The organism is Streptomyces sp. AHA2 (assembly GCF_036857595.1).
Taxonomy (GTDB): domain Bacteria; phylum Actinomycetota; class Actinomycetes; order Streptomycetales; family Streptomycetaceae; genus Streptomyces.
Genome location: NZ_JAUQWJ010000021.1, coordinates 1 through 25,602 on the forward strand (window position 1 = coordinate 1; position 25,602 = coordinate 25,602).

Annotated in this window: 26 protein-coding genes; 15 read left to right on the plus strand and 11 right to left on the minus strand. The window is 74.0% G+C overall.

The window, feature by feature from the left end:
- Positions 1-72 precede the first annotated feature (72 nt).
- Both Q5694_RS29115 and Q5694_RS29120 read right to left on the minus strand, forming a co-directional pair.
- Complete coding sequence (locus Q5694_RS29115) at positions 73-300, minus strand: ferredoxin (RefSeq protein ID WP_333936420.1); 228 nt, start codon at positions 298-300, stop codon at positions 73-75.
- Between the two features lie 12 nt (positions 301-312).
- Complete coding sequence (locus tag Q5694_RS29120; protein WP_333936421.1) at positions 313-1,509, minus strand: cytochrome P450; 1,197 nt, start codon at positions 1,507-1,509, stop codon at positions 313-315.
- A gap of 383 nt (positions 1,510-1,892) precedes the next feature.
- Between Q5694_RS29120 and Q5694_RS29125 the strand changes: the two genes are divergently transcribed.
- Positions 1,893-2,525 carry a LysE/ArgO family amino acid transporter gene (locus tag Q5694_RS29125; RefSeq protein ID WP_333936422.1) on the plus strand — a complete coding sequence of 211 codons (633 nt, stop codon included), beginning with the start codon at positions 1,893-1,895 and terminating at the stop codon, positions 2,523-2,525.
- 105 nt (positions 2,526-2,630) lie between these two features.
- Complete coding sequence (locus tag Q5694_RS29130) at positions 2,631-3,074, plus strand: nitroreductase family deazaflavin-dependent oxidoreductase (protein WP_333936423.1); 444 nt, start codon at positions 2,631-2,633, stop codon at positions 3,072-3,074.
- Positions 3,075-3,296: 222 nt separating this feature from the next.
- Here Q5694_RS29130 and Q5694_RS29135 read toward each other — a convergent pair whose 3' ends face one another.
- Positions 3,297-4,217: a cation diffusion facilitator family transporter gene (locus Q5694_RS29135; RefSeq protein WP_443040964.1), complete on the minus strand. Its 921-nt coding sequence runs from the start codon at positions 4,215-4,217 to the stop codon at positions 3,297-3,299.
- A 140-nt stretch (positions 4,218-4,357) separates the two neighbouring features.
- Here Q5694_RS29135 and Q5694_RS29140 point away from each other — a divergent pair, with 140 nt between their 5' ends.
- Together Q5694_RS29140 and Q5694_RS29145 are read left to right on the plus strand one after the other, a co-directional pair.
- Positions 4,358-5,383 carry a glutathione S-transferase family protein gene (locus tag Q5694_RS29140; protein WP_333936425.1) on the plus strand — a complete coding sequence of 342 codons (1,026 nt, stop codon included), beginning with the start codon at positions 4,358-4,360 and terminating at the stop codon, positions 5,381-5,383.
- A gap of 48 nt (positions 5,384-5,431) precedes the next feature.
- Positions 5,432-5,731, plus strand: coding sequence for a DUF4235 domain-containing protein (locus Q5694_RS29145; RefSeq protein ID WP_333936426.1), 300 nt, complete (start codon positions 5,432-5,434; stop codon positions 5,729-5,731).
- A gap of 143 nt (positions 5,732-5,874) precedes the next feature.
- On the opposite strand, the gene Q5694_RS29150 is transcribed toward Q5694_RS29145, so the two are convergent.
- Positions 5,875-6,267, minus strand: coding sequence for a VOC family protein (locus Q5694_RS29150; RefSeq protein WP_333936427.1), 393 nt, complete (start codon positions 6,265-6,267; stop codon positions 5,875-5,877).
- A gap of 233 nt (positions 6,268-6,500) precedes the next feature.
- Positions 6,501-7,448, minus strand: a complete 948-nt coding sequence (locus Q5694_RS29155; RefSeq protein WP_333936428.1) for a GlxA family transcriptional regulator — start codon at positions 7,446-7,448, stop codon at positions 6,501-6,503.
- A 71-nt stretch (positions 7,449-7,519) separates the two neighbouring features.
- Between Q5694_RS29155 and Q5694_RS29160 the strand changes: the two genes are divergently transcribed.
- The 4 genes from Q5694_RS29160 (at position 7,520) to Q5694_RS29175 (ending at position 10,866) form a co-directional block, all read left to right on the plus strand.
- On the plus strand, positions 7,520-8,470 hold the full coding sequence (locus Q5694_RS29160) for an NADP-dependent oxidoreductase (protein WP_333936429.1): 951 nt from the start codon (positions 7,520-7,522) through the stop codon (positions 8,468-8,470).
- A gap of 450 nt (positions 8,471-8,920) precedes the next feature.
- On the plus strand, positions 8,921-9,301 hold the full coding sequence (locus Q5694_RS29165) for an anti-sigma factor antagonist (protein ID WP_333936430.1): 381 nt from the start codon (positions 8,921-8,923) through the stop codon (positions 9,299-9,301).
- A 93-nt stretch (positions 9,302-9,394) separates the two neighbouring features.
- Entirely contained in the window at positions 9,395-10,057 is a 663-nt protein-coding gene (locus Q5694_RS29170) for a DUF4230 domain-containing protein (protein WP_333936431.1), read from the plus strand.
- 263 nt (positions 10,058-10,320) lie between these two features.
- Positions 10,321-10,866: a VanZ family protein gene (locus tag Q5694_RS29175; protein WP_333936432.1), complete on the plus strand. Its 546-nt coding sequence runs from the start codon at positions 10,321-10,323 to the stop codon at positions 10,864-10,866.
- Positions 10,867-10,946: 80 nt separating this feature from the next.
- Here Q5694_RS29175 and Q5694_RS29180 read toward each other — a convergent pair whose 3' ends face one another.
- From Q5694_RS29180 to Q5694_RS29190, 3 genes are read right to left on the minus strand one after another with little or no spacing between them, the layout of a single operon-like run.
- The gene (locus tag Q5694_RS29180; protein ID WP_333936433.1) at positions 10,947-11,183 is read right to left on the minus strand and encodes a hypothetical protein; all 237 of its coding nucleotides are present in this window, start codon (positions 11,181-11,183) and stop codon (positions 10,947-10,949) included.
- A gap of 42 nt (positions 11,184-11,225) precedes the next feature.
- Positions 11,226-12,242: a DNA topoisomerase IB gene (locus Q5694_RS29185; protein WP_333936434.1), complete on the minus strand. Its 1,017-nt coding sequence runs from the start codon at positions 12,240-12,242 to the stop codon at positions 11,226-11,228.
- Between the two features lie 10 nt (positions 12,243-12,252).
- A complete protein-coding gene (locus Q5694_RS29190; protein ID WP_333936435.1) occupies positions 12,253-13,062 on the minus strand; it encodes an SDR family oxidoreductase in 810 nt (269 codons plus the stop codon).
- 124 nt (positions 13,063-13,186) lie between these two features.
- Here Q5694_RS29190 and Q5694_RS29195 point away from each other — a divergent pair, with 124 nt between their 5' ends.
- From Q5694_RS29195 to Q5694_RS29210, 4 genes are all read left to right on the plus strand, one after another.
- The gene (locus Q5694_RS29195; protein WP_333936436.1) at positions 13,187-14,215 is read left to right on the plus strand and encodes a PHP domain-containing protein; all 1,029 of its coding nucleotides are present in this window, start codon (positions 13,187-13,189) and stop codon (positions 14,213-14,215) included.
- 39 nt (positions 14,216-14,254) lie between these two features.
- Positions 14,255-14,911 carry an HAD family hydrolase gene (locus tag Q5694_RS29200; protein WP_333936437.1) on the plus strand — a complete coding sequence of 219 codons (657 nt, stop codon included), beginning with the start codon at positions 14,255-14,257 and terminating at the stop codon, positions 14,909-14,911.
- Positions 14,912-14,951: 40 nt separating this feature from the next.
- Positions 14,952-16,241, plus strand: a complete 1,290-nt coding sequence (locus Q5694_RS29205; protein WP_333936438.1) for an FUSC family protein — start codon at positions 14,952-14,954, stop codon at positions 16,239-16,241.
- Positions 16,242-16,542: 301 nt separating this feature from the next.
- The gene (locus Q5694_RS29210; protein WP_333936439.1) at positions 16,543-17,571 is read left to right on the plus strand and encodes an SDR family oxidoreductase; all 1,029 of its coding nucleotides are present in this window, start codon (positions 16,543-16,545) and stop codon (positions 17,569-17,571) included.
- A gap of 136 nt (positions 17,572-17,707) precedes the next feature.
- On the opposite strand, the gene Q5694_RS29215 is transcribed toward Q5694_RS29210, so the two are convergent.
- The 3 genes from Q5694_RS29215 to Q5694_RS29225 all read right to left on the minus strand — a co-directional run bounded on the left by Q5694_RS29215 (position 17,708) and on the right by Q5694_RS29225 (position 22,786).
- The gene (locus Q5694_RS29215) at positions 17,708-18,001 is read right to left on the minus strand and encodes a hypothetical protein (RefSeq protein ID WP_333936440.1); all 294 of its coding nucleotides are present in this window, start codon (positions 17,999-18,001) and stop codon (positions 17,708-17,710) included.
- Positions 18,002-18,117: 116 nt separating this feature from the next.
- Positions 18,118-19,407, minus strand: a complete 1,290-nt coding sequence (locus Q5694_RS29220; protein ID WP_333936441.1) for an ROK family transcriptional regulator — start codon at positions 19,405-19,407, stop codon at positions 18,118-18,120.
- Positions 19,408-19,603: 196 nt separating this feature from the next.
- On the minus strand, positions 19,604-22,786 hold the full coding sequence (locus Q5694_RS29225) for a cytochrome P450 (protein ID WP_333936442.1): 3,183 nt from the start codon (positions 22,784-22,786) through the stop codon (positions 19,604-19,606).
- Positions 22,787-22,938: 152 nt separating this feature from the next.
- Here Q5694_RS29225 and Q5694_RS29230 point away from each other — a divergent pair, with 152 nt between their 5' ends.
- The 3 genes from Q5694_RS29230 to Q5694_RS29240 all read left to right on the plus strand — a co-directional run bounded on the left by Q5694_RS29230 (position 22,939) and on the right by Q5694_RS29240 (position 25,555).
- Positions 22,939-23,619, plus strand: a complete 681-nt coding sequence (locus tag Q5694_RS29230) for a PAS domain-containing protein (protein WP_333936443.1) — start codon at positions 22,939-22,941, stop codon at positions 23,617-23,619.
- 98 nt (positions 23,620-23,717) lie between these two features.
- Positions 23,718-24,212 (plus strand): FBP domain-containing protein, encoded by a 495-nt coding sequence (locus Q5694_RS29235; RefSeq protein ID WP_333936444.1) that lies wholly within the window; start codon positions 23,718-23,720, stop codon positions 24,210-24,212.
- Positions 24,213-24,298: 86 nt separating this feature from the next.
- Positions 24,299-25,555, plus strand: a complete 1,257-nt coding sequence (locus tag Q5694_RS29240; protein ID WP_333936445.1) for an aromatic acid exporter family protein — start codon at positions 24,299-24,301, stop codon at positions 25,553-25,555.
- Positions 25,556-25,602: the final 47 nt, after the last annotated feature.

Below are 25,602 nucleotides of genomic sequence, written 5' to 3' on the forward strand. Positions count from 1 at the left end.
CCATCGCTGCCACACCGCACTCGGCGGCCAGCCACCGATCAGCCGTGTGAACAACCCTGCGGGTCAATACACCTAGGGGGTGGCGCGGTGGACGGGGCCGGCCGGCCGGGAGACGGTGATGGCACCGACCGGGCAGGCGCGGGCGGCCTCCCGCACCAGAGGGCTGCCGCCGCCGTCCTCCCGTCCGGGCAGCAGCGTGCCGTAGCCCTCGTCGTCCTGGGTGAACACCTCCGGCGCGGTCAGGGCGCACTGGCCGGCGCCGATGCAGCGGTCCAGGTCGATGTCGATGTCGGTGTGCATGGGCGCGGCCCCCTACCAGGTCACGGGGAGCTCCAGCATCCCCTGGATCGTGTCGCCGGGCTTGAAGGGGATCTCCTCGGGCGGGGCGGCCAGGCGCAGGGAAGGAAGCCGCTCGAAGAGACTGCGCAGGGCGATCTCCAGCTCCGCGCGGGCGAGGTTCTGGCCGAGGCACTGGTGGACGCCGAAGCCGAAGGCGACGTGGTGCCGGGCGGAGCGGTTCCAGTCGAGGGTGTCCGGGTCGGGGTAGACGGACTCGTCACGGTTGATGACCGAGGTCGCGAAGACCACGCCGTCACCGCGGCGGATCGCCGTCCCGGCCACCTCGATGTCCTCGACGGCCACGCGCAGCATGCCGTCCGCGATCGACAGCATCCGCATCAGCTCCTCGACGGCGTCCGGCAGCAGCCCCGGGTCGGCGCGCAGTTCGGCGAGCCGCTCGGGGTGCCGGAGCAGGGTGAAGGTGCCGAGCGAGATCATGTTCGCGGTCGTCTCGTGGCCCGCGACCAGCAGGATCAGGGCCATGGCGATCAGGCCCTCGCGGTCCAGGGCGCCGTCGTGCAGTTGCCGCCGGACCAGGTCGTCGAGCAGGCCGGTGCCCGGCTCGCGCTGCTTGCGCTCGATCAGCTCGCCGAAGTAGGTCTCCAGCCGGTCGCGGGCGTCCAGCACGTCGGCGGTCTCGGGGCCGCGCAGCAGCCGGCGGGACTGGGTCTCGAAGAAGTCGTGGTCGGCGTACGGGACGCCGAGCAGGGCGCAGATCACCATGGACGGCACGGGCAGCGCGAAGGCGCCGACCAGGTCGGCGGGCGGGCCCTGGGCGATCATCGCGTCGAGCCGCTCGTCGACGATCTGCTGGATGCGCGGCCGCAGTTCCACGGCCTTCCTGTGGGTGAAGTCCCCGACGACCATGCGCCGCTGGGTGCGGTGCTCGGGGTCGTCGACGCCCACCAGTGCCGTGCGGCGGTCGCGGATCCCCGCGAAGCGCCGGGTGGTGGCGGGAAAGCCGGGGCGGTCGCGGTCAGAGGACAACCGGGGGTCGGCCAGCAGCGCGCGGGCGGTCGCGTGCCCGGTGACGACCCAGGCCTCGCGGCCGTCGTAGAGGGTGATCCGGGTCAGCGGCCGTTCGGCGCGCAGCGCGTCGTAGGCGGCGGGCGGGTGGTAGGGGCAGGTCCGGTTCTGGGGGAAGGCGACGGGTGCGGTCGTGTCCGTCATGAAGACCTCGCAGACGAGTAGTGCGTCGTGCCGCGTCTCATTAGATGCCTCAGGCACCTATGAGGCGACGGGAAGTTCGGCCAGATGACCGACGGCGGCAACATGGCCGGACATGGCCGTCCTTCCGTTCGAGTGCCCGGTGCGTGTGCGGTCGTGCGGGGTGTGTGCCGTGGTGTCCCGCGGGTGCGGTGGGGGCGTGCCGGGGTTCCCGCGCCCGGTGCGGGCCAGCACCGGGGCGAAAACCGGTTGTCGCGGGGGCGGGTCGGGGCCCAGGATCCAGCCATGTCTCCGTACGTTCCTGCGCTGACCCTGTCCGACGCCGCCCGTGCCGCGCGCCGACAGCAGCAGCCCGGCCACCGTGGAGGGCCGACCCCGCCGCGCTCGTGACCGCCGCGCTCGTCGCGGGGCTGCTCGCCGGATACGGCATCGCCGTCCCCGTGGGCGCCGTCGGGACCTACCTCGTCTCCCTCACCGCGCGGACGACCCTGCGCACCGGGGTGTGCGCCGCTCTCGGCGTCGCCACCGCCGACGGGCTGTACGCGCTCGTCGCCACGCTCGGGGGCACGGCCCTGGCCGCCGCGCTGCGGCCGGTGCTCGGTCCGCTGCGCTGGGTCTGCGTCCTGGTGCTGCTGGCACTGGCCGTGTGGGGCGCGGCCACCGCGCTGCGCGCGTACCGCGGTCACCGGCTCGCCACCCGGTCCGCTCCTCCTCCCCCCGGCCCGGCCCGTGCCTATTTCGGGCTGCTCGGCATCACCCTGCTCAACCCCACCACCGTCGTCTACTTCGCCGCCCTGGTGCTCGGCACCCGGTCCACCGGACCGGCCGGCCCGGTGGAGCAGGGCGTGTTCGTGCTGGCCGCGTTCGCCGCCTCGGCGAGCTGGCAGGTGACGCTGGCGGGCGGCGGCGCGTTGCTGGGGCGGGTGCTGACGGGCCGTCGGGGGCGGCTGGTGACGGCACTGGCGGCGAGCGGCGTGATGACGGCCCTGGCCCTGCGGATGGCCCTCGCGCCGGGGTGAGTGGCCCGGAGCGGGACACGCCCCCGTGGTTGCGGATGATTCGCGTCCGCGGTGGTGTTGTCTTCAGGAGCAACGACCCGGCACGCGACGATGGGACTCCATGCCATGCCTCTTGAGGGAGAGTACGAACCCAGTCCGACGGAGTGGGTGCGCAAGCAGGTGGAGCTGTACGAGAGCTCCGGCGGCACCGAGGGCACGACCCTGCAGGGGATGCCGGTCGTGGTCCTGACCACCCGGGGGGCCAGGAGCGGCAAGCTGCGCAAGACGCCCGTGATGCGCGTGGAGCACGAAGGGCGCTACGCCGCGGTCGCCTCCCTCGGCGGCGCTCCCAAGCACCCGGTCTGGTACTTCAACCTCAGGTCGGACCCGCACGTGGAGGTGCAGGACGGGCCGAGGAAGCAGGACATGACCGCCCGTGAGGTCACCGGGGCCGAGAAGGCCGAGTGGTGGGAGCGCGCCGTCGCGGCGTACCCCGCCTACGCCGACTACCAGAGGAAGACGGACCGGGAGATCCCGGTGTTCGTCCTGGAACCGGCCGACGCGGGCTGAGCCGCGGCCGGCCGAGGGCCGGCGCGCTCGACGGCTGAGAGCCCGTACGGGAAGTGACCGCGGCCCCGTACGCGCGGTCGTCGCGGGCCGGCACCAGGCGGCCGGCCGCGCCGTGCCGCACCGGCACGTCGGGGCTCATCGGCCTGACCCTCGCCTCGCGCGCCCGGTTCGAGGACGTTGCGCACCGGGGGCGTGAACCCTCGGCGGCGGGGCATGCGTCCGTCAGGCCCCGCCGCGCTCCCCCGTCGCGGCGGGGCTTTCCGCTGCCTCGCGAGCCGGCCGGTCGGTGACGTCCAGAAAGATCTGGTGGGCCTCGGGCACCGTGTTCGCGATCGAGCGTTTGATGCGCACGGCGACCTCTTCGACCCGCTCGCTGTCCAGGCCCGGCACCAGGTCGACGCGGGCGGCCACCAGCGCCGTGTCCAGTCCGGTCTTCATGGTGAACAGCGCCTCGACGCTGTCGATCTCCGGCTGGGCCTCGAGCAGCACCCGGATCCGCCCGCTGGCCTCCGGGTCGGCCGCCTCGCCGATCAGCTGGTCACGGGCCTCCCGGCCCAGCCGGTAGGCGACGTACACCAGCAGCGCGCCGATCGCCAGGGACGCGGACGCCTCCCAGATCACCTCGCCGGTGACCATGTGCAGGGCCATGCCGGCGATGGCCAGCGTCACGCCCAGCACCGCGGTGCCGTCCTCGGCGACGACCGTGCGCAGCGCCGGGTCGCGCATCCCGGCGGACGCCCCGCCCTGGCGGCGCACCTGGTACAGCGCCCGCAGCAGCGAACCGCCCTCCGCGAGCAGGGCGACGCCCAGCACGACCAAGCCCGCCACATACCCGCCGAGGTCCTCGTCCCCTTCGTTCAGCAGAGCCTCGATGCCCTGGAAGAAGGAGAAGCAGCCCCCCATCACGAAGATGCCGACGGCCGCCAGCAGCGACCAGAAGAACCGCTCCTTGCCGTAGCCGAAGGGATGGCGGCGGTCGGCGGGCCGGCGGCTGCGGCGCAATGCCGCCAGCAGGAAGACCTCGTTGAGGCTGTCGGCGACGGAGTGCGCCGCCTCCGACAGCAGTGCGGGTGAACCCGCGGCGAGGCCGCCGACGGCCTTGGCGGCCGCGATCACCAAGTTGGCCGCGAGCGCCACCAGCACGGTGACGCGTGTCCTGCGATCAGCTCCTTCTTCAGTCACCTCCGCCGATTGCCCCGGTCGGCGGTGCTCATACCGTGCCGTCCGCGGAAAACGGGGAACGCGTTCACCAGGATCCACACACGGCGAAGGAGGTCATCCCCATGAGCCGCGACGACGGCGACGACGGCAACAGTGCCTACGGGAGGAAGGCGTTCAAGCGGTCCAAGGCGCATTTCGCCGACCGGATCACGGCCGACGGCCGGGACGGCTGGCCGGTGGAGGCCGGTCGCTACCGTCTGGTCGTCAGCCTGGCCTGCCCGTGGGCGAGCCGGTCGCTGGTCTCGCGACGGCTGCTCGGCCTGGAGGACGCGCTGTCCCTCGCCGTGGCCGATCCGATCCAGGACGACCGCAGCTGGCGGTTCACCCTGGACGAGGGCGGCCGTGACCCGGTGCTCGGCATCCGCTACCTGAGTGAGGCCTACGACGCCCGCGAGACCGGCTTTCCGGGTGGTGTCAGCGTGCCCGCGATCGTGGACGTGCCCAGCGGCAAGCTGGTCACCAACGACTACCAGCAGCTCACGCTCGACCTCGCGACCGAGTGGACGGCCCTGCACCGGGAAGGCGCTCCGGATCTGTACCCGGACGCCCTGCGCGACGAGATCGACGCGGTGATGGCGGAGGTCTACGACGACGTCAACAACGGTGTCTACCGCGCCGGGTTCGCGCACACCCAGGAGGACTACGAGGCCGCCTGCGCGAGCGTGTTCCGGTGTCTGGAGCGGCTGGCCGAGCGGCTGCAACGGCAGCGGTACCTCGTCGGTGACACGATCACCGAGGCGGACATCCGGCTGTTCACCACGCTGGTCCGGTTCGACGCGGTGTACCACGGTCACTTCAAGTGCAACCGCTGGAAGCTGACGGAGAACCAGGTGCTCTGGGCGTACGCACGCGACCTCTACCAGACGCCCGGGTTCGGCGACACCGTCGACTTCGACCACATCAAGCGCCACTACTACCAGGTCCACACGGGCATCAACCCGACCCGCGTGGTACCGCTCGGGCCGGATCTGGCGGGGTGGCTGGCCCCGCATCACCGCGAGGAGCTCGGCGGCCGTCCCTTCGGCGACGGCACCGCGCCCGGGCCCGTCCGCGCCGAGGAGCGCGTCCCGGCGGCGCACACCCCCTGAACCGACTGTCCCCCATCCCCTTCATCGAACGACCAAGGAGACTGCATCATGGCCAAGAAGAAGAAGAAGCTGTCCCTCGCCTACCAGCCCCTGGGTTTCGTGCTCGGCTGGTCGGGCGGCTGGCTGGCCGGCCTCGCCTTCCGCAAGACCTGGATGGCGATCCGCCACGAGGAGGACGCGCCCGACGCGCTGGACAAGGACCGCGGCTGGGGCGAGGTCCTGCTGGCCGCCGCGATCCAGGGCGCCATCTTCGCCGTGGTGCGCAGCGCGGTGGACCGTGCGGGCGCGAAGGCGATCGAGCGCTCGACCGGCACCTGGCCGGTCGGTGAGAAGGGCGGCCGGGACTGAGGGCAGCTCGGCCCCGCCGGGCCTGACAGCGCCTCGGCCCCGCCCGGTACGGAACCGGGCGGGGCCGAGGTGTGTGCCGGGGGGCGGCGCCGGCCGGGGGCAGCCCCCGCCCGCCTGGTGGGACGGGCGCCGGCCGGCCGGAGTCAGCCCTGCTTGGGCGCGGTCGGCGGGGTGCGGCGCAGGATGAAGGAGTGGCCTGCCGGGTCGGAGTAGCCCCGCTCCTCCAGGGGCCCCGAGGCGTCCTTGGCCTCCAGGGGGCGCCCGCCGAGGCTGACGACGCGGCGCTCCACCGCGTCGAGGTCGTCCACGACGAACTCCAGGTGCGCCTGCAGGGAGTTCTCGGGGCGCGGCCAGCTGGGCGGGGTGGCGTTGACGTCCCGGCGCAGCGCGATCCGGAAACCGTCGGCCGTCTTGATCTCCACCCGGTTCGCCGTCGCGTCCGACTCCTCCCCTTCCAGCAGTTCCTTGTAGAACACGGCGAGCTTCTCGGGCTCGGCGCAGTCGAGCACGAGGACCCCCGCTTTCACCAGTGCCATGTCTCCTCCGCAGGATCCCGGCCGCGGAACGGTCGTGTTCCCGGCTCCTCCTGTGCGGATATCCCGGCCCGGCCGAATCAGTCGGTTCTCAACCGGCCTTAGGCGCAGGCGGGTTGCGGGTGCGCCCCGCACCCGCACCGGTCCGCCGCCCGGGTGGCGCGTGAGGTGGCCGGTACGGCGGCCCGGCCGTGCACGCCACCCGGACGGCCCGGCCGGACGGCTCAGCGGGCGGCTCAGCGGGCGGCGGTCTGGAACGTGCGCCGGTACGCCTGCGGGGACACGCCGATCGCCGCGTGCAGATGCTGGCGCAGCGACGCCCCGGTCGCGAAGCCGACCCGCCCGGCGATCTGGTCCACCGTGAGGTCGCTGGACTCCAGCAGGTGCCGGGCCCGGGACACGCGCTGCTGGATCAGCCAGCGGCCGGGGCTGAGGCCCACCTCGTCGTGGAAGCGGCGGGCGAAGGTGCGCAGGCTCATCCGGGCGTGGCCGGCGAGGTCGGCCAGGGTGAGCGGGTCGCCCAGCCGCTCCAGGGCCCAGGCGCGGGTGGCCGCGGTGCTCGCGGCGCCCTCCTCGGGGACGGGCTGCTCGATGTACTGGGCCTGGCCGCCGTCCCGGAACGGCGGGACGACGCAGCGCCGGGCGACCCTGTTGGCCAGTTCGCTGCCGTGGTCCTTGCGGACCAGATGCAGGCAGACGTCCACGCCGGAGGCGGCTCCGGCCGAGGTGAGGAACGGGTGGTCGTCGACGAACAGCACGTCCGGGTCGAGGTCGACGCGGGGGAAGGTGCGCCGGAAGTGGTCGGCGACCTGCCAGTGCGTGGTCGCCCGCCGGCCGTCGAGGAAACCGGCGGCGGCGAGGACGAAGGCACCCGTGCAGATGGAGACGATGCGCGTGCCCGGGCGGATGAGGGCGAGCGCGGCCAGGACGTCCGCGGGGACCTCGTCGCTCAGCCGGTCGGGGGTGACGGGCGCGATCACCACCGTGTCGGCGGTGGCCAGGGCCCGCGGGCCGTGCTCCACGGTCACCCCGAAGTCCGCGTTGGTGCGCACCGGCCCCCCGTCGACCGAGCAGGTCACGACCTCGTAGTGCCCGTCGGCCGCACCCAGGATCCGGCTGGGGATGCCCAGCTCGAAGGGATAGACCCCGTCCAGGGCCAGGACCACCACTCGCTCACGTCGCATGGCACGATTCTATCGAAGGTTGGCAATCTTGCCATTGGCGGACCGCGCGCGGACCGGCACGCTTGATCACCATGAGCACACAGAACACGATGCGAGCCATCAGCCAGGACGTCCTCGGCGGTCCCGAGGTCCTGAAGGAAGTGGAGATCGAGCGCCCGGCGCCCGGGCCGAACGAGGTACTGGTCCGGGTGCGGGCCGCCGGGGTCAACCCGACCGACTGGAAGCACCGCGCCACCGGCGGCTTCCTGGGCGAGCCGCCCTTCGTCCTCGGCTGGGACGTCTCCGGCGTGGTGGAGGCCGTCGGCATCGGCGTGGCGGCGTTCGTGCCCGGGGACGAGGTGTTCGGCATGCTGCCCTACCCGTTCGGGCACGGTTCGCACGCGGAGTACGCCATCGCCCCGGTGCGCGCTCTGACCCGCAAGCCGGCCGGCGTCGACCACGTCGAGGCGGGCGCGCTCCCGCTGGTGTCGCTGACCGCGTGGCAGGCACTGACCGAGCACGCCGGCCTCCAGCCGGGCCAGCGGGTGCTGATCCACGCCGCGGCGGGCGGGGTCGGGCACGTGGCGGTGCAGATCGCCAAGGCGCAGGGCGCGTACGTCATCGGTACGGCGAGCGCCGGCAAGCACGACTTCCTGCGCGAGATCGGCGTGGACGAGGCGGTGGACTACCGCGAGACGGACGTCACCGAGGTCGTGAAGGACGTCGACGTCGTCCTGGACACGATCGGCGGCGACAACGCCCTGCGCTCCCTGCGCGTGCTGCGCCCCGGCGGTGTCCTGGTGTCGATCCTCCCGGGCGGCTCGGACGAGCTGTACGAGGAGGCCGGGCGGCTCGGGGTGCGGGCCCTGCGCATGCTGGTGGACGCCGACCGCAGCGGCATGGAGGCGATCGCCGACCTGCTCCGGACGGGGAAGCTGCGCGCCACGATCGCCGGTACGTTCCCGCTGTCCGCGGCGGCGCAGGCGCACGAGCGGGGTGACACCGGCCGGACCACCGGGAAGCTGGTGCTGGTGAACGACTGAGCACGGCGGCGGGACGCGCACCGGCCGGGCGGATCAGCCCGGCCGGTGGCGTTTTCGGCCAGAGGCCGTTCGGGCGGCCATCGGAGACCGGGCGGGTCGCCGACCCGCGGTGCGGGCTGCCGGAGGGCCGTTGCGTACCGGGCGGCGATGGCCTCTGCGCTCAACCGCCACGCCCGCGTCCCCCGGTCCCTCCGGCCCCCGGCCCCTCCGGCTCTCTGGCCTGTCCGGCTCCGTGCACCTCTCCCCCACGTGTGCGCCCCTCCGCCCGCGCCCGCGCTCGCGCCCGCGTGCGTGCCGGTGTGAACTTCCGCCAACACGGCCTGAATTCAATGACATATGTCAATCGAACATGCTCAGATTCACTCGTTCGGGGGTAACTTGCAGGGCGGGGACCGGAAGTGATGCCGTAGCCCCCTCCCACGCACGGAGCAGGCTGGAGGCGATCTCGTCGTGCGGCAGGAACCTGCACCGCTCACCCGTCACTTGCGCGTCCGCCGGGAGCGGGGGCACACGGTGCTGGAGTTCTGCGGCGAGATCGACCTCGCCGCGGCCGCGGAGATCGCCCCGCATCTGGACCGGGAGACCGGCCGCCCCGGCGCCCGGGTCGTCGTCGACCTGAGCCGGATCGCGTTCTTCGACTGCTCGGGCCTGCGGCTGCTGTACCGGGCCCGTACCCGGGTCCTGGACCGGGACGGGTACCTGCTCCTGGTCTGCTCGCACCCGCTGACCCTGCGCATCCTGCGGATCACCGGCCTGTCCCGGCTGCTGCCGCCGCAGCCGACGCTGGACGCGGCCCTGGAACTGCCTGAAGCCACTTCGGGCCCGGTGTGAGCCGCCCCCTCCACCGGCACACGCCCGTCCCCAAGTCGGCGGTCTGACAAGGATCGTGGCGGGCATCAGGACCGTAGGAAGGAGGGCCGTCGCATGACGACTCCCGTCAAGCGCCCCGACAGGCGCATGCCCGGCTGGGCGAAAGTGGTGACCGCGCTCGTGCTGGTGCTCGTCGTGTTCTTCGCCGGGCTGCGGCTGAGCGTGCTGCCGGGACTGAAGGACCTGTTCGGCAGCGAGACCCACGACCGGTCCGGCCCCGCGCTGCTGAAGTCGATCCAGGACATCAGCCGCTACGACGCCGCCTCCGGCAACTTCCAGGTCGTCGTGGACCTGGAGAAGGACGCGAAGTTGCTGCCCGACGCGATCCGCGGCACCCGCACCCTGTACGTCGGGGCCGGCAGCGTCGACGCCTACGTCGACCTGGGCAAGGTCGGCGAGAACGACGTGCGGGTCGACGAGGACCGCACGTCCGCCACGCTCCGGCTGCCGCACGCGCAACTGGGCAAGCCGGCGCTCGACCCGGACCGGTCCTACGCCGTCTCCAAACAGCGCGGCCTCTTCGACCGGCTCGGTGATCTCTTCTCGGACAATCCCAACGGCGAGCAGGCCGTGCAGAAGCTCGCGGTGCGGCACATCGGCGACGCGGCGAAGGAGAGCGAGCTGACCGCACGCGCCGAGTCGAACACCACCGGCATGCTCGAGGGCCTGCTGCGCTCCCTGGGCTTCAAGGACGTACGCGTCACCTACGGGGACTGACCGCTTCCGCCGGGACCCGGGGGCCCGTCCGGTACGACCCGCGTGCCGGACGGCCCCCGCGCGTGCTCGCGCGGGCCCCACCGCCGGGCGGCCGGACGCGGAGTTCCTGGTGCAGCGGGCCTGCGGTCGGCCCGACGCGCGCGGGAGTGCCCGGCGCGAGGCGGGGCAACCGAGGGTGAGGACGGCCGCCGTTGGGCATCCCCCGCGTTTCCGTGGGTAACCGCCGTGCGACACAAGGAAGTTGACGACTGGAGGACGACCTCATGGCCGGTACCGCCTCACGCCCCCGGACCGCCGGGTCCGGGGCCGAGCGACGCCCGCTCCCCCTGCCCGTCCGGCTGCTGGCGATGCTGTGCGCCTTCGCGTTCATGGTGGCCTTCGCCGTGGTGCTTGCCCGGCTGACCCTCCAGCCCTCGCCCGCCTCGGAGGCCCTGACCCACACCAATCTCCGGCCGGGCGACTCCCTGAAGGCCTACCTGAACCAGCCCGAACTGCGGGACGCCGTCCGGCAGGTCGGCGGCAACATCCTGCTGGGCGTGCCCTTCGGCGTACTCGTCCCCGTCGTCGCCCCGCGCACCCGCGGCATCCTGCGCGTCCTGCTCCTGACCGCCGTCGTGATGCTCCTGGTGGAGTTCGCGCAGGGCGCCCTGGTCACCGGGCGGGCCTTCGACGTCGACGACGTCATCCTCAACACCACGGGCGCGCTGATCGGTTACCTGCTCCTGGGACGACGGCTCAGTCGCGCGGTCCACGCACGCAAGCCGCGCGGGGCCGCGGCGCGGAAGAAGGAAGCGGCCGAGAAGGTCTAGGACCGGCCGCCCGCGACCGGCCCCAGGGTCTGTCTGACGATTCCCGCCGTCGCCCGCAGGAGGGAATCGTCAGACAGGCCCTAGTGCAGGGTCCAGGTGAACTTGTCGCCGCCGACCCAGCGGACCACGTCCGGGTCGTCCAGGTCGTGGACCGTGATGCCGAACGCGGCGGCGGCCATCAGGACGTCGGTGACGGCCTTCGCCTCCCCGACGACCTGGCCGTCGATCTCCACGATCCGGAACGGCGGCGTGCCCGGCTGTACCCCGAGCACCATGATCCGGGGGTTCGCCATGTGCGGGCTCGAGATTTCGGTCATGCATCGAGCGTAGAGCGGAACCGGCTCCGGCGCGGTTCCGGATCAGCGGTCGAGCAGTTCCAGGACCGCACGCTCCACCGCTCCCTGGGTGGCGGGGCGCCCGAAGTCGCCGTGCTCGCCCAGCCGGGTGAGCGCGGGCGCGATGGTCTCCCCCTGTTCGTACAGCTCGAAGACGCGCGGGTCGATGTAGGAGGCGCGGCAGACGGCCGGGGTGTTGCCCAGATAGTGGCTGACCTCGCGCACCACCCGCGCCGTCTGCCGGCGGCGGGCCGCGGCCGTCTGCCGGACGGCCTCGGTGGTGACGGCCAGCGCGACGGCGGCGAGCACGGTGGCGTGCCAGGTCCGGAAGTCCTTGGCGGTGATGTCCACCCCGGACAGCCGGCGCAGCGCCTCGTTCAGATCGCTGCTGTGCAGCTCGTGCCAGGCGCGTCCCTCCCAGTACGCCAGCAGCCGCTCCCCGTCCCGCCGGCGGCGCAGCAGCGACCGCACGACGGCGTGGGCGTCGTCGTCGACGAGGGCCCTGACGAGGTCGATGCCGCCCTTGGCGGGGTAGCTGAAGGCGATCTCGCCGCGTCCGCACCTGACGTGCTCGCGCAGCATGGTCGTCAGGCCGTAGGTGCCGTTGCGGCGGGTGTGCCGGTCGCTGCCGATACGGAAGAAGCCCAGGTCCAGCAGGCGCACGGCGCAGGCCGTGACCCGGGCCCGGCTCAGCCCGCGCCCGGCGAGGTCCTCGGCCACCCGGGCGCGCAGGTCGGGCAGGGTGCGCGCGACCTGGCGGACGTGCTCGTGCTTGGCCTGCTCCTGCTGGGCGCGGAAACCCTCGTGGTAGAGGTACTGGCGGCGCCCGGCGTCGTCGGTGCCGACGGCCTGGAGGTGGCCGTTGGCACGCCGGCAGATCCACACGTCGCGCCAGGCGGGCGGGATGACCAGGGCCTTGATCCGGGCGAGCTGCTCGGCGTCGGTGAGCGGCTGACCCTCGGCGTCCAGGTAGCGGAAGCCGCGCCCGTGGCGCACGCGGCGGAACCCGGGCTCGTCGCAGGAGGTGGTGCGCAGTCTCACGGCGGCCCGCTCAGGGACGTCGCCAGTCGTGGCCCGGCAGGTGCGAGCCGGCCTGCGGGCCCATGCGGAGCATGCCGCCGTCCACGCTCCAGGAGGCGCCGGTGACGTACGACGCGTCGGGGCCGGCGAGGAAGGCGATGACGGCGGCGACCTCGCGGGCGTCACCGGGCCGGCCGAGCGGGATGCCCGGGCGGCTCTCGGTGTGCGGGTCGGTGTCCTCCTGCCCGGTCATGGGCGTGGAGATCTCGCCGGGTGCGACGGCGTTGACGGTGATGCGGTGCTCGGCGAGTTCGAGCGCCATCACCTGGGTGAGCAGTCCCAGCCCGCCCTTGGCGGCGCAGTAGGGGGCCGCACCCACGCGCGGCTGGTGCTCGTGCACGGACGTGACGTTCACGATCCGGCCGCCGTCGCCCTGCCGGATCATGTGCCGGGCGGCCTTCTGCCCGCACAGGAACGGCCCCACGAGGTCGACGTCCAGCACCTCGCGCACGTCGGACAGCTCCAGGTCGAGGAACGGGGTCATGGTGCCGGTGCCCGCGTTGTTGACCAGGACGTCGATGCGGCCCAGCCGCTCGCACAGGTCGTCGACGGCGTCGGCCGCCTCGGGCAGCCGCGTGAGGTCCATCCGGGCGACCTCGGCGCGCCGTCCGTGCGACCGGACCTCCTCGGCCGTCTCCTGCGCGCCCCTGTCGTCGCTGTGAAAGGTGATGCCGATGTCCAGGCCCGCCTGGGCCAGCCGTACGGCCGTCGCGCGGCCGATGCCGGAGTCGGCGCCGGTGATCACGGCGACCTGGGTGGGAGGCGCGGTGGGGGCGGACATGGCAGGTCTCCTGTCGACGCGGTCGTGGCGAGGGGGTTGCAGTACCCGGGGGTGATCGCCGCAAACCGCGGGACCCGTCGTGCGGGCCGCCGGACGCTGGGGAACCCTTGAGGAGGAGGTGACGATGGACCCCGTCGAAGCACTGGAGCGGATCGCCTTCCTGCTGGAGCGGTCCCTGGCACCGACCTACCGCGTGCGCGCCTTCCGCACGGCCGCACGGGTGCTGAAGGATCTGGGCGGGGACGAGGTGGCCCGCCGTGCGGCGGACGGTTCGCTGGAGCGGCTGAAGGGCGTGGGCCCGAAAACGGCGCAGGTGGCCCGGGAGGCACTGGCCGGGCAGGTGCCGGGCTACCTGGAGAAGCTGGAGGGCGAGGCGCACGAGCCGCCCGCCGTGCGGGGCGGGCAGCGGCTGCGGGCCCTGCTGCGCGGGGACTGTCATCTGCACTCGGACTGGTCCGACGGCGGCAGCACCGTCGAGGAGATGGGCCGTGCGGCGGCGGCGCTGGGCCACGAGTGGGCGGCGCTCACCGACCACTCGCCCCGGCTGACCGTCGCGCGTGGGCTGTCGCCGGAGCGGCTGCGCGAGCAACTGGACCTGGTGGCGGAACTGAACGGGCAGTGGGCGCCGTTCCGGCTGCTGACCGGCATCGAGTGCGACATCCTCGAGGACGGCTCCCTCGACCAGGAGCCGGAGCTGCTGGAGCGGCTCGACGTGGTGGTGGTGTCGGTCCACTCCAAGCTGCGCATGGACGCCCGGGCGATGACCCGGCGGATGGTGGCCGCCGTGCGCAATCCCCACGCCGACGTCCTGGGGCACTGCACGGGCCGGCTGGTGACCGGGCGGGGGCGGCCGGAGTCGGAGTTCGACGCGGACGAGGTGTTCGCGGCCCTCGCGGAGACCGGCACGGCCCTGGAGATCAACAGCAGGCCGGAGCGGCTCGACCCGCCCCGGCGGCTGCTGCGCCGGGCCGTGGACGCGGGGGTGCTGTTCTCCATCGACACCGACGCTCACGCGCCCGGGCAGCTGGACTGGCAGATCAACGGATGCGCCCGCGCGGAGGAGTGCGGGGTGCCGCCCGAGCGGGTGGTGACGGCCTGGTCCCTGGACGACCTGCTGGCCTGGACGGGCGAGCGGCGAGTGCCGGCGGCCTGACGTGGTACCCGCGGGGCCACAGAGGAAGGAACCGCATCCATGGAACGCGCTGCTGTGTTCGACGTCGACGGCACCCTGGTCGACACCAATCATCTGCACGTCGTCGCCTGGTGGGAGGCTTTCCGGCAGGCGGGCCACGACGTGCCGATGCACGCCGTCCACCGGGCCGTGGGCCTGCCGTCCACCGATCTCGTCGCCCACCTGCTGGGCGACGACCGGGACGAGGACCAGGACGCGGACATCAGCGCCGGCCACAAGGCGCTCTACGGGCAGTACTTCGACCGGCTGCCCGCGCTGCCCCGGGCCGGGGAGCTGCTGCGGCGTCTGCACCGCGACGGCTGGACGGTGGTGCTGACCACGTCGGCGGGCGGCGCCGAGCTGAGCGCGCTGCGCCGGGCGATCGACGCGGACGACGCCATCGCCGCCACCGCGAGCGCCGACGACGTCCGGGAGGGCAAGCCGGCCCCCGAGCCCGTCGAGCACGCGCTGGAGCTGGCCGGGGTGCCGGCCGAGCGGGCCGTGTTCGTCGGCGACACCGTCTGGGACATGCGCGCGGGCAGCCGCGCCGGGGTCCGCTGCCTGGGTGTCCTGTGCGGCGGCATCCCCCGCGCGGACCTGGAGGAGGCCGGCGCGGACGCCGTCTACGCCGATCCCGCCCATCTGCTGTCCGTCCTCGACGGCAGTCCGCTCGCATGAGCCGGGGTGACACGCGCGGTCGGGCGGATACCCGCAGCGCATGACGCGTGTGAGGAGTGCGCTCAGGCGGACGGCGGGGGCCGTCCGCCTGAGCAGGGGCAACGGAACGGCGGACGGCACGGCACGGGCGGTGGTGCGGGACGGATCGGTGCGCGCCCCGGAGCGCGGCGCGGGTGCCCTGCGGCCGGTGGACGCGGTACGGCGGGAGACCCGCGGCGCCCGGGACGCGGCCCGCGCGGCCTGGCGGGGACCCGGGCGGGAACGGGACTTGGTCGTCCAGTCGCTCAAGGCCGCCCTCGCGGCGGTGATCGCCTGGCTGGTCGGCGGGGTCTGGATGGACGATCCGCTGGCGCTGATGGCGCCGTGGGTGGCGCTGGTGCTCGTGCAGGCCACTGTCTACAGCTCCCTGGTGCAGGGCGCCCGGCAGTTCGGCGCGATCTGCGTGGGCACCGTGCTGGCCTCGGCGGCGCAGGCGGTCACCGGCGACACCACGGCCGCGATCGCCCTGTCCGTCCCGGTGCTGATGCTGCTGGCGAACTGGCCGCGCTTCGGGGACCAGGGCATCTACGCGGCGACGACGGCCCTGTTCACCATCGCCGCGGGCACGGTGAGCCTGGCCGGGGTCGGCCATCGGGTGGGCCAGGCCGCCATCGGCGCCGTCATCGGCGTGGCCGTGAACGCGCTGATCCTGCCGCCGATCCATCTGCGCGACGTACGCGAGAACCTGGCGGCGCTCGCCCGTGAGGTGGGGGACGTGCTGCACACGGTCGCCGCCGATCTGCGCGAGGGCGAGTGGGACGGGCAGACCGCCGCCGGCTGGGTCAGCGCCTCGGCGGGGCTGGACCACCGGCTGCGGACCCTGCACTCCGCGCGCCGCTGGAGCCAGGAGAGCCTGCGCCTGACCTCGGGGCCGCTGCGCGCCCTGCACCGCGTGCCGAACGCCGCCGCGCTGCCGCCGGTCGAGGAGGACGAGCGGCTCGGCCGCATCACCGGGCACGTCACCGCGCTGACCCGGGCGCTGGCCGTCTCCGTGGACGACAACCGGACGCCGGTCCCGCCGCAGGGGGAGGCGCTGCGTTCCTACGCGCGGCTGCTCGAGCTGATCGGGGACGCATGCCGGGCGCAGGCGGACAGGCTGTGCGAGGGCTCTCTGGTGGGCCGCCCGGACGACGACACCGAGAAGGCGATGCGCGAACTGCACGAGGAACTGCAGGACCGGCTGCGCCGGCACGCCGAGGAGGGCGCCGAGCAGACGGCGGTCCTGGGGACCCTGCTGCTGCAGGCGGAGAACCTGTGGGCGGAGACCGTTCCGGTCGCCGAGGAGGCGTGACGCAGCTCACGGGAGGGAGGGCCCGCACGCGGAACACCCGGAGGTGGTTCGCCGTTGAACGACACGTGGGTGCGGATGGGACAGTGTCCCCGGGCCTCACCATTCGCCCACAGGGACGATCGTTCGGCTGAAGCCCTGTGGAGCCTTTCGCCGAGAGGCGACCGCCATCCGTGCCCACCTCCGTACCGCCCCGGCCGTGATTCCCCCGTCGCGGCCGGGGCTTCCTTTCGCCCACGTGCAATCCCGCCCACCCGGGTACTCGGTCGGCTCCCGCGGACCGCGCGGCCGAGAGGAGCCAGAGGTGAGCAGTACAACGGGCATGAGGGTGGTCGTCACGGGTGCCACGGGCAACGTGGGCACGAGCGTGGTGCGTCTTCTCTCCGAGGATCCGGAGGTCGGCTCCGTCCTGGGGCTGGCCCGGCGGCTGCCCGACTGGTCGCCGCCGAAGACGGACTGGGACGCGGTCGACCTGGCCTCCGAGGGGTCCGACCTGGTCGAGCGGTTCCGGGGCGCCGACGCGGTGGTCCATCTGGCCTGGGCGTTCCAGCCCACGCACGATCCGGCCACGACCTGGCGCACCAACGTGCTCGGCAGCATGCGCGTGTTCGAGGCGGTGGCCCGGGCCGGGGTGCCGGCGCTGGTGCACGCCTCGTCGGTGGGCGCCTACTCCCCCGGCCCGAAGGACCGGGCGGTGGACGAGTCCTGGCCGACGCACGGCTGGCCGGACGCCGCGTACTGCCGGGAGAAGGCGTATCTGGAGCGGGCGCTGGACATCTTCGAGCGCGACCACCCCGGCACGCGGGTGGTGCGGATGCGGCCCGCCTTCCTGTTCAAGTGGGAGTCGGCGAGCGAGCAGCGCCGGATCTTCGGCGGCAAGTTCCTGCCCGGGCCGCTGGCCCGCCCGGACCTGCTGCCCTTCCTGCCCGACGTGCCGGGGCTCAGGATGCAGGCCCTGCACACCGACGACGCGGCGCACGCCTACCGGCTGGCCGTGCGTCAGGAGGTCCGGGGCGCCTTCAACCTGGCGGCCGAGCCCGCGGTCGACGCACGGCTGCTGGGCGAGATGCTCGGCGCGCGCCCGGTGCGGCTGCCGCGCACGGCCGCCCGCTCGGCGATCGCCGCCGCCTGGGGCCTGCATCTGCTGCCCGCCTCCCCGCACCTGTTCGACGCGGTACTGCGACTGCCCCTGATGGACTCCGCCCGCGCACGCACGGAACTCGGCTGGGAGCCGCAGCGCACCGCGACGGAGGTCCTGGAGGAGTTCCTGCGCGGGATGCAGCAGGGCGGCGGCGCGAGGACGGAACCGCTGAGGGGACGCAAGGTGGGGTGAGGGTGGTTCCCTCCGGACGGGTGATTCCGGGCGGGGTCTCCGGCCCCGCCCGGCTGCACCGGCGCCGGGAACACGGCCGAGGGCCGCAGCCGACCCCCACAGTCGGCCGCGGCCCTCGGGTTCGCCCTGCGTGGCCTCAGCCGGAGGGCTCGTCGGGCACCGGGTTCTCGGTCTGCTCCGTTCCCGCGCTGGGTGCCCCTTGCCGGCCCGTCCCCGCCTCGTCCGTGTCGGGGAGGTCGCCGGCCGGTTCGCGGGCCTCGTCGGCCGCGCCCTCGTCGTCCGCGTCCTCGTCCGTGTCGGCGTCGGCGTCGGCCGAGAAGCGCGGTGCGACCTCCCAGGGGTCCTCGCCCGCGTCGGCCTGCTGGTCCGGCATGTCCCGCGGAACGGGCTCACCGTTCTCGCCGGGTGCGTCGAGGCGGTGGTCGGTCACGGCGTACTCCCTTCGGTGGTCCGGCGTCACGCGGGTACCCCGCGCCGAGCTGGGCAACCTCGGCGCGGGGTACCGGCTTCCGCGGTGCCACGGGTCCTCCCGCGCTGCCGTACGTCTCAGCGCGGGACGCGTTCCTGCAGGGCCGTGCGCCAGGCCGGGAGCGGGTTCTCCGGTTCGGGGTCGGGGCGCCGGCCGCCGCGGGCGAAGAAGTCCGCGAGCGGCAGGATGGCCGCGCCGACCGTGACGGCGTCGGGCCCGAGCCGGCCGAGGTCGACGGTCACCTTCGCGGCCGGGTGGCGCAGCGCGTAGGACACGGCGTGGCGGCGTACGGCCGGCAGGAAGCGGGAGCCCAGCGCGAGGCCCGCCCAGCCGCCGATGAGGATGCGCTCGGGCTGGAAGAGGTTGATCAGGTCCGACAGGCCGGCGCCCAGGTACTCGGCGGTCTCCTCCAGCACGGCCAGGGCGACCGGGTCCGGCTCCTCGCCCGAGGGCGGGTAGGCCGCGGCGAGCATCGCCGTGAGGGCGGTCTCCTCGTCGGTGCCGACCGGGGCCGGGCCGCCCTCCTCCCGCCAGCGGGCAAGCAGCGACTCGGCGCCCGCGTAGGCCTCCAGGCAGCCGAGCGCCCCACAGCGGCAGCGGCGGCCCCGCACCCGTACGGTCAGGTGCCCCCACTCCACGGCCCGGCCCTGCTCCACGTCCGGGGTGACGAGGCTGGCACCGACGCCTGAGCCGAACAGCACCACGACGGCGTTGCGGGCGCCGCGTCCCGCGCCGAACCACATCTCGGCCTGACCGAGGGTCTTGGCGCCGTTGTCGATGAAGTACGGGACGGTGTCCGGCAGCGGGGAGCCGGCGCGCAGCAGTGCCTCCAGCTCGACGGCGTCCCAGCCGATGGTCTGCCCGTGCACGACCGCGCCGCGCTCGGGGGTGCGTTCGACGATGCCGGGGACCCCGATACCGACGCCGAGGAGCCGCTCGGGCGCGAGCCCGGCCGTGTCGAGCACCTCGGCGATGCCGTGGCGGACGTGGTCGACGATGTCCTCGACCTCGTAGCGCTGCGGGCTCAGGGGGCGTTCGGCGCGGGCCAGTTCGGTGAGCGTGAGGTCGAACAGCTCGACGCGGACCCGGGTCTCCCCGACGTCCACGCCGATCATGTGGCCGCTGCCGGGGGCGACGCGCAGCAGGGTGCGGGGGCGGCCGCCGTCGGAGTCGACGCTGCCGGCCTCCTCGACCAGCCCGTCGGCGACCAGGTCCGCGACGACGTTGCTGACGGAGCCGGAGCTCAGCCCGGTCGCCGGACCGAGTTCGAAGCGGCTGAGCGGTCCGTCGAAGTAGAGCCGCTGCAGCACGGCCGTGCGGTTGGCCCGCCTGAGATCGCGCACCGTGCGCCCGTTCCGCCCCGCCATGCGGTTCCTCCACATCCCCGGTCCGGCCTGCAACATACCGTCGGCACGGGCGCGGCGCGATATTCGTCCAACCCTTATTTCACGATGTGAGCTAACCGACGCGGTGTCCCGGGCCGCCTGGTGCGGCTCCGGGACGGCACGGCGCCCGGTCCGGCGGCCTCCGGCCCGGTCCGGCCGGGGGCCGCCGGGTGGGCGGTCAGCCTGCCGCGTACACGTCCTCGACGTACCGCCCGTCCGCGATCAGCCCGTCCAGCCACCGCGCCGCGGCCGCCTCGTCGGCACCCGGGGTGTGCTCGCGGAACAGCGTACGGAACGCCTCGCGCACGCCGGGCGCCATGCGGGAGCCGTCCCCGCAGACGTACACCCGCGCCCCTGCGCCCAGCAAGGCCCAGGCCTCTTCCGCCTCGGCGGCGATCCGGTGCTGCACGAAGCGCACTTCGCCCTCGGGTTCCTCGCTGAAGGCGGGGCGCAGCGAGACGGCGCCGGCGGCGTCCGCGGCGCGCAGTTCCCCGGCGTGCAGGAAGTCGGCGCCGGGGGCGTCGCAGCCGAAGTAGCACAGGGCGGGGGCGAGCCGGGCTCCCGACGCGAGGGCCGCGGTCCGGTCGGCGATGGCACCGCGGAACGGGGCGAGGCCCGTGCCCGCGGCGACCATGACGACCGGTTCGTCCGCGGTGGCGTCGATGCGGAAGGCCTCGCGGCACGGCTGCACGCGCGCGTGCACCGTGTCACCCGGCCGGAGCGCGGCCAGGTGGCCCGAGCCGGGGCCCCGGTGAACGCCCCGGCCGGAGCGGGCGGGTGCCTCCACCAGCGAGACCATCAGGTCGACGTGGCCCGGGTCGGTGGTGGACGAGGAGGAGATGGAGTAGTGGCGTGGGCGCAGCGGGGTCAGGAGGTCCAGCAGCACCGGCCAGTCCAGGGCGCCGCGCAGGGCCGGGTGGTCCTCCAGGATCTCCACGAGCGTGCGGGGGTCGTCGGCGAGGGCGGCCAGGGCCGCACGCTCGGGCGGGCACGGGTCGGCCGCGGCGAGCGCGGCCAGTTGCGGCGCGCTCGGGCGGTCCTGCAGTTCGACGTGGTGGGTCAGGAGCCGGCGCACCGTCACGGGCCGGTCGACGGCGATGCCGTCGCGCCGCGGGCGGGCGGGGCGGATGTCGAGGAGGGTGTCGGGATCGGCGCCGAGGGCGACCGCGGCGCGCTCGACGAGGTCCGGGGCGTTGGCGGGCAGCACGGTGAGGTGGTCGCCCGTGCGGTAGGTGACCCCCTCGGGCAGCGCGAGGCGGACGAAGCGCTTGCGTCGCGGGTGGCCGGGCGCGGTGAGGTCGTACGCCTCGGTGACGCGCAGGGGCTGGAGTCCGTGCCGTTCGGCCAGGGCGTCCAGGGGGCCGCCGGTGAGGGTGCGGACCCGGTAGCCGGTGGCGGGCTCGCCGGGGCGGGGCGGCGTGGCGTCCGGGTCGCCGTGGCGTTGCAGCAGGGCGGTGCGCAGGGACGCCGCGAACGCGCGGACGGTTCCCGCGAGGTCGCCCGAGGCGTCGGCGGCGGCGCGCTGCAGCAGCCGCGTCGCGCCCGACCGCGCCAGTCGTTCGTCGATCCGGGCGGGGACGTGCTGGTAGGTGGCGGCCCAGGTGCGGTCGCCGACGCCGAGGACGGCGTACGTGACCCCGGACAGGTCGCGGTCCTCCTCCAGCCGGGCCGCGAAGGCCGCGGCGTCGTCGGTGGGGCGGCCGTTGTAGGAGGCGGCCGTGATGACGACGGGCCGGTCGGTGGGCAGGCCGTCCGCGTAGGCGTCCAGCGGTGCGACCTCGGTGGCGCAGCCGATGGCGGCGGCCTCGTCGGCGAGGTGGGCGGCGAAGTCCCGGCAGGTGCCGTAGTTGCTGCCGTGCAGGAACAGCGCGGCGGCGCCGGGGCGGACCCGCGCGGGCAGGTGCTGCGGCCGGCCGGTTTCCGCCGGGAGGGCCGGGGAGGCTCCGGGCAGCGGCGTGTGGACGCGGTCGGCGGGTGTGCGCGGGGTGAGGGCCAGGGTGAAGCCCTCGGGCTTGAGGGTGAGGGTCTCCTTGACGGTGAGCCGGTATCCGGCGTGGTCGTGCAGCCGGTAGCGGTGGACGAGCATGGCCAGCAGCATGGTCGCCTCGTGCAGTGCGAACTGCCGCCCGATGCAGGCGCGTTCGCCGGTGCCGAACGGCTTGAAGGCGTGCACCGGCCGCCGTGCCTCAGCCTCGGGTGTGAAGCGGGAGGGGTCGAACAGCTCGGGGTTGTCACCCCAGACGGGCCGGCGGTGCAGCATCGGCGTGAGCACCAGGGCGGCCTGCCCGGCGCGCAGCGGGATGCGGCCGCCGAGCAGGGTGTCCTCGCGCGCCTCGCGGCCGAAGACGGCGGCCGTGGGCCACAGCCGCAGCGCCTCGTTGAGGACCTGCCGGGTGTAGGTCAGCCTGCCGACCTCGTCGTAGGTCGGCTCGGGGTCCGTCCGGTCGCCCCAGAGCGCGTCGGCCTCGCGCTGCACGAGCTGCAGCGCGGTGGGGTGCTTGGCGAGGTGGTACAGCGCGAAGGACATGGCGCCGGAGGTGGTCTCGTGCCCGGCGATCAGGAAGGTGATGACCTGGTTGCGGATGTTGGCGCTGTCCAGCGTGGTGCCGTCGGCGGGGTGCTCGGCGGTGAGCATCAGGCCGAGGAGGTCGTCGGTGCCGCCCGGGCCGCCGCGGGTGCGTGCGGCGATGACGTCGTCGACGACCCGGGCGAGGTGGGCGGCGTCGTCGCGGAAGGCCGCGTCCTCGGCCGCGTGGTCTTCGCCGGGCCTGCGGGCGAGGCGGGTCATGCTCCACTCCAGGCAGCGCACCATCGACGCGACGAAGGGGTGCGGCTCGGCCCGTTCGAAGGAACCGAAGTCGTAGCCGAAACCGGCCAGGCCGATGGTGTCGAGCGTCATGCGGGTCATGTCGTCGGACACGTTCACCGGCCGCCCGTCGCGGGCGTCGCGGTCCCAGGAGGCGATGAGCCGGCGGGCCACCTCCAGCATCGCGGGGTGGTAGGTGCGCATCGAGCCGAGCGCGAAGGCGGGCATGAGGATGTCGTGCGCCTTGGCCCAGTTGGGTTCGTCGTCGTACGCGGTGAACAGGCCGTCGGCGGCGAACTCGCGCACGTTCTCCAGACCGGGCCCCACGTGCTTGGCGAAGCGCTGCTCGTCGGCGAGTTCGGCCACGAGGTCCACGTCCCCCACGAACAGCGTGTCGCGTCCGTGCAGGCGCCGCACGAACACGGGCCCGTGCGCACGCATCAGGTCCATGGCCTGCTGGACGGGCGCGGCGCCGGGTCCGGTGGCGGAGATGTCGGCGACGGGGACGCCGGGGAACCGGCCGGTGGTGGGAGAGGTCGGTGCGGTGGGGCGCATGACGCGGCAACTGCCTTTCGCGGTACGGAAGTACTGCCGTCCAGCGTGGTGCACGGGACCCGGCGGGCGCGGAGGCGGCACTGCATGATTCCGTAGTGGCCGGCGAAGGTGCCGCTCTTGCGCGGAGCGGCCCGGCATGGCAGGAGAGGCGTGTGGACCCGGCCCGGCTGGAGACCGTGACGTGGCGCAACCGTGCGCTGGTGCTGTTCGACCGGATCGCGATGCCCGTGGCGGTGTGCGACGTGTACGGGGCGGTCCTGCTGGCGAACCCGGCGATGGCCGCGGAGTGCGGGACGACGCCGGGGCGGCTGCGCGGCCGTGCCGTGCTGGAGCTGTTCAGCCCGCGTCGGGCCACCCAGGTGGAGCGGATCGCCGAGGCGCTGCGGCTGCGGCACCGCTCGCGCTACCGGGTGGCGGTGTGCTGGCGGGCCCCGGACGGGGCGGAGCGGTACGGCGAGCTGACGGCGGACCCGGTGAGCGACACGGTGGAGGACACCCCGGCCCTGCTGGTGATGCTGCGGCCCGACGGCCGGCGCGAGCAGCCCACGCGGCCCGGCGGCCGGCGCGAGCACTCCCCGGCCGCCGCGGGAGAGGCCCGGGTCTCCCCCACGGAGGCGCGGGTGCTGGAACTCCTGGCGGGCGGTGCCACCACCGCCCGGGCGGCCCGGGAGACGGGTCTCACCACGGACGGGGTGACGTACCACCTGCGCCGCCTGTCGTCCCGCTGGAACGCGGCCAACCGCACCGAGCTGGTGGCCCGGGCCTATGCGCTGGGGGTGCTCAGGCCGGGGGTGTGGCCGCCCGAGGCAGCGGGAGCGGAGCAGGGCCCGTAGGGGAAAACCGTTGGCCCCCGCACGGAGCCGGTGCCTACCCTGATCCGGAACGAAACCTAGGACCCCTAGGTTTACCGGCAGACCCTCAGGAGCCCTCCGTGCGACCACTCACCGAGCAGGACATCCGCACCTCGTTCGTCAACTGCTCGAAGGGCGAGGCGAAGCGGCTCGCCGTGCCCCGGGACCTCGCCGAGCGCCCCTGGGAGGACCTCGACTTCCTCGGCTGGCGGGATCCGGGGGCGCCCGACCGGAGTTATCTGGTCACCGAACGCGGGGGGCGGCTCGTCGGGGTGGCGATGCGGTTCCAGCCCGCGCAGCGGGGGTTCCTGCACCGCAGCATGTGCTCGCTGTGCCTGACGACCCACCCGCGGGGCGGGGTGGCGCTGATGACCGCGCGCAAGGCGGGTACGGCGGGCCGCGAGGGGAACTCCGTCGGGGCCTACATGTGCACCGACCTGGCGTGTTCCCTCTACTTGCGGGGCAGGAAGGTGCCGGAGACCGGGGCGCGGTTCGAGGAGAGCCTCACCCTCGAGGAGCAGATCGAGCGGACCATGGGTCATCTCGCCGCCTTCCTCGACAAGGTCCACGGCTGACCCTTCTCGGTCGCCCACGGTTTCCCCCGGCACTAACGTCCTAGTGGACGAGTTCAGGACACCAGGGGAAGGGGAGCAGCCCGAGCATGCGAGAGGCAGTACGTGAGTGGACGGCACGCGCCACACGGATCGTGAAGAAGCGCCGCGACCCGGTGGTGGTCCAGACGCTGCGGTCCGCGACCGCGGCGACGATCGCGTACGTCATCGCACTGCGGCTGAGCCCCGAGGCGGCGCCGCTCACCGCTCCCCTGACGGCCCTGCTGGTCGTGCAGGTGACGCTCTACGCCACCATCACCAACGGCTTCCGGCGGGTGAACGCCGTGGTGACCGGCGTGCTCGTGGCCATCGCCTTCAGCCTCCTGGTGGGCCTGACCTGGTGGAGCCTGGCCCTGCTCCTCATCGCCTCGCTGGCCGTGGGACGGCTGGTCCGGGTGGAGGAGTACGTCCCCGAGGTGGCGATCAGCGCCATGCTCGTCCTCGGTGTCACCACCGTCGGCGACACCGCCTGGGCGCGGGTGCTGGAGACCCTGATCGGCGCGGGTGTCGGACTCGCCTGCAACCTGCTGCTGGCCCCGCCCGTGTGGGTGGAGGAGGCCGGTGAGTCGATCGACGACCTCGCCCGCCGGCTGCGGCAGCTGATGCTCCGCATGGGCGAGGAGGCCGCGGGCGGCACGCCCGTGGACCGGGCGGAGGAGCGGCTGTACGAGGCACGCCGGCTGGACCACGACATCTCGGAGGTCGACGCGGCGCTGCGGCAGGCGGAGGACAGCCTGCGGCTGAACCCGCGGGTCCGGGAGGGCACGCTGCACCGGGTGGTGCTGCGCACCGGCCTGGACACCCTGGAGATCTGCACGGTCGTCCTGCGGGTGCTCGCCCGTTCCCTCACCGACCTGGCGAAGGTGCGGCAGCCGACGCCGCTGTCCGAGACCGGCACGGGAGCCGTGCTGCAGCAGTTGCTCTCCGAGATCGCCGACGCGGTGGTCAGTTTCTCGGTGCTGGTGACCACGCACCTCAGCTCGAGCGCCGAGTCGGCGGAGGAACGTCTCGCCGCCGAGCTGCGCACCGCGGCGGGCACCCGCGACAAGCTGGCCGAGCTGCTGCGCCAGGACGCCGACCGCGACGCGGGACACTGGCAGTTGCTCGGGGCCGTGCTCACGGAGGTCGACCGGATCCTCGACGAACTGGACACCGAGCACCGGACCCGGCGCCTGTTCGAGGAGCTGGACCGGGTGTCGGCGGAGCAGCGCGCCCGGATGCCCCGGCTGACACGGCTGCGGGAACGTCTGGGTGTGACGGAGCAGATGTGGCGGAACCGCGCCGGGTTCCAGGAGCGTTCTCGCTGACGAGATGCCGGCCCGACGCCGGCACCGGGAGAATAGGGGGCGGGCCG